This is a genomic window from Streptomyces laculatispora, assembly GCF_017353455.1.
Lineage (GTDB): Bacteria > Actinomycetota > Actinomycetes > Streptomycetales > Streptomycetaceae > Streptomyces > Streptomyces laculatispora.
Map to the genome: position 1 here is coordinate 1 of NZ_JAFMPZ010000384.1, position 3,463 is coordinate 3,463.

Annotated in this window: 3 protein-coding genes; 1 reads left to right on the forward strand and 2 read right to left on the reverse strand. The window is 71.8% G+C overall.

All coding sequences use genetic code 11. The features are described 5' to 3' along the window. Positions 1-55 precede the first annotated feature (55 nt). Positions 56-586 carry a DoxX family protein gene (locus tag J1C73_RS36070; protein WP_372446714.1) on the forward strand — a complete coding sequence of 177 codons (531 nt, stop codon included), beginning with the start codon at positions 56-58 and terminating at the stop codon, positions 584-586. A 30-nt stretch (positions 587-616) separates the two neighbouring features. Here the strand turns inward: J1C73_RS36070 and J1C73_RS19875 are convergent, their stop codons facing one another. Then, positions 617-2,263, reverse strand: a complete 1,647-nt coding sequence (locus tag J1C73_RS19875; RefSeq protein ID WP_207317593.1) for an FAD-dependent oxidoreductase — start codon at positions 2,261-2,263, stop codon at positions 617-619. Between the two features lie 28 nt (positions 2,264-2,291). Beyond that, positions 2,292-3,212, reverse strand: a complete 921-nt coding sequence (locus J1C73_RS19880) for an AurF N-oxygenase family protein (RefSeq protein WP_207317594.1) — start codon at positions 3,210-3,212, stop codon at positions 2,292-2,294. Between the last annotated feature and the right edge of the window lie 251 nt (positions 3,213-3,463).

The window sequence follows — 3,463 nt, forward strand, 5'->3', positions numbered from 1 at the left end:
CCAGGGCCAGCAGCAGGCCACCGCCGCCGAACCAGCCGGCCAGTTTCTGAGTGCCGTGCGCGGCCAGCACCGCGCCGGTGCCGACGCGCAGGAGAAGCAGGCCGAGGTCACGACGGTTCACGATGCCCATGGGGTCTCCGGAAGGTTTCGGGGCCCGCTACGAACGAAGGGCCTGGGGTGCGGTGCGCTACGTGTCCACTCTCCGCGCCGCCGCGTTCCGGCGGGTCACGTTGTTACGCCGGCCGGGCTCGGCGAGGCCGGCGGTGGCCTGCTGCTGGCCCTGGGCCTCGCCACGCCGGCGGCCGGCGCGGCGGCGGCCGGCGCCATGGCCGGAGCCGTGGCCGTCCACGCGCCCGCCGGATTCTTCGCACAGGGCGGCGGCTACGAGTATCCGGCCTTCCTCGGCTTCACCGCTGCCGCGATCGGACTGACCGGCCCCGGCCGCTACTCCGTCGACCACGCCACCTGCCACGCGTTCAACCAGCCCTGGACGGTGGCTCTGGCCTTCGCGGGCGGTGCGGTGGCGGCCGCTGCCGTCGTCGGCAAGCGGGCCAAGGGGCAGGTCTCGGATCCCGGCGAATCCTGATCCGGCGGGACCCGCCGTCGGCCGGCTCGGTCAGCTTCGCGATCTCCAGCGGCCGCCCTTCGACGCCGCGACCAGCGCGGGTACCGTGGCGAGTTTGACCCGCGGGCGACCCTGCTCGCGGCCCCCGGCCAGTTCGGCCCGGTCGATGGCCGCCAGCCCCCGGGCATCGACGACGTCGCGGCCGCGGCTCCGGACGAGGCGGTGGAATGCCTTGGCCGTGGGCGCGGGGGAGGGCAGCACGCCCACGACGGCGTCGTCCAGGAGAGTGCCGACGGTCTCGGCGGCGCAGGTGCGGTTGGCCCCGATGCCGCCCGACGGGCCACGCTTGATCCAGCCGACGACGTACGTCGCCGGCAGGCCCGTCACCCGGCCGCCCTCGTGCGGGACGGTTCCGGTCGACTCGTCGAAGGGCAGCCCCGGCACCGGCAGACCGCGGTATCCGATCGCCCGCAGGAACAGACCCGCCGGTATCTCCTGCTCGCCCTCGCCGGCCGTCACCCGCACGGCTTCGACGTGGTCGTGGCCGAGCACTTCCACCGGGGCCGAGTGGAAGCGGAAGACGATGCGCCGTCCCGCGGCCGGAGGCAGCGACCAGTCGACCGCCTCCCGGGGTGTGTCCCGCAGCAGCGCGGCCTTCTCGCCCGGTGCCGCACCGTCGATCGTCGTACCGGTCCTCGGGTCGTGGTCGTCGACGACCAGGCCCACGCCCGGCAGGTGTGTGAGGGCGAGCAGTTCGGAGGCGGTGCAGGCCAAGTGCCCGGGTCCGCGCCGTCCCAGCAGCACGACCTCGCGCACCTTCGAGTCCCGCAGGGCCGTCAGCGCGTGATCGGCGATGTCCGTGTCCGCCAGCGCGGCCGGATCCGTGACGAGGATGCGTGCGACGTCGAGAGCGACGTTGCCGTTCCCCGTGACGACCACCCGCTCCGCGGTCAGGGCGACGGTCTCCGGCGGGGTTTCGGGGTGCGCGTTGTACCAGGACACGAACGAGGTGGCCGAGATGCTGGCCGGCAGGTCCTCGCCCGGTACGCCGAGCCGCCGGTCGGCGCGGGCGCCGACCGCGTAGATCACCGCGTCATGGTGTGCGGCGAGCTCCTGCGCGGTGAGGTCCCTGCCCACCTCGACGCCCAGGGCCATCCGCACCCGAGGGTGCGAGTGGAAGCGTGCGAACGTCTCGCCGGCCTTCTTCGTGGCGGGGTGGTCGGGTGCGACGCCGTACCGCACGAGGCCGCCGGCCACCGGCAGCCGGTCGATCAGTGTCACCTCGGCGTTGGTGTGCAGCAGCAGGTCCTCGGCGGCGTACATCCCGGCGGGTCCGGTGCCGACGACCGCCACCCGGATCGGCGCGAAGCCGGACGGCAGGCTGCGCGGGAACGAGGGCTCGTCCCAGGCGTGGAAGTTCGGTCCGGCGACCGGCTCCGGCTCCCGGCCCTCGAAGTAGGCGGCGTTGATCGCGGCGTACTCCCTCTGTGCCCCGAAGAGGCTGTCGACCGGGAAGACCGCGTCGACCGGGCAGGCATCCGCGCAGGCGCCGCAGTCGATACAGGTCGCCGGGTCGACGTAGAGCATCTCGGTGCTGCCGAAGGCCCGTTCCCCGGGCGTCGGGTGAATGCAGTTGACGGGGCACACGGCGACACAGGTGGCGTCGCTGCAGCAGGTCTGGGTGATGGCGTAGGTCATCTCGTCAGCTCGCGTCGGTGGGCTCGGGTCAGATCAGTGAGGCACGCTTGTAGAAGAACAGGGCCGGCTTGGTGAGGAGCCGCGCTGAGGCGAGGAACTCCATCAGGCCCGAACAGCTGGACCGCATGAGGGACTTGTGGTGCTCGTTGGCCCCGGCCTCGGCGCGGGCACGCTCGCCGTCCAGCCCGGCGTTCGCGTAGACGTCCCGGTTCACCATGCTGGTGACGATGTAGTACGAGGCGATCGCGACCACGAGGGAGTTGATGTGCCGGCGTACCGGACCCGCGTCCCGCAGGTGCCTGCGGGTCTCGTCACGGGCGAACTTCATGTGCCGTGACTCCTCCACCACATGGATGTTGTTGATGGTGCGGACGAACGGCGCGACCCGCTCGTCCCGCATCCAGTCGCGCTGCATCACGTCGAGCACCTCCTCGGCGACGAGGATCGCGGCGTACGCGGCCTCGCCGAAGGCAAGGGTCTTGAAGGCCCTGCCCAGTTCGACCACCGCACGGTGCGGCCGGTAGGCCGGGGCGCCGAGTTTCGCGGCGCCCCGGGCGAACATGATGGAGTGCCGGCACTCGTCGGCGACCTCCGTGAGCGCCCACTGGAACCGAGGATCGGTCGGGTCCTTGGCGTACATGTCGCGCAGCACCATCTGCTGCAGGATCATCTCGAACCAGATGCCCGTGCTGGCGACGGACGCGGCCTCCTGGCGGGTCAGCGCCTTGCGCTGGGCTTCGGTCAACTCCTGCCAGTACGCGGTCCCGTAGAGCGTGCTCCACTCGGGGCTGGCGCCGTGGTGGTCCCTGTTCAGGGGAGTGTTCCAGTCCACCTCGGTGGCCGGGTCGTACGACAGCTTCGCGGCCGAGTCGAGCAGACGCCGGGCGACGTCCTGCCCGGCTGGCCACTCCTGGTTCCGGTCCTCCGGCCGAACAGTGCTGCTTGCCATGCTGCGGCTCCTTGAATCGAGAGAGATCGACCCGACGCCGCCCGGCCGGTGCCTCATCCCGTGCCCACTCGATGAGACGGATGGCCGCCGAACGCCGCCCTCGCTTGTTAGACGTCACGTCTAGCAAGCTGTTAGACGGAAGGTATAGCAAGAGGAGGCGGGGGCCTACCCCCGCGCAGGAAATCCGTACGGTCTCTCCATGGCGCGACAGCACCACTGCCGCAACTCCGCCCGGCCGCAGGGGTGGTCGG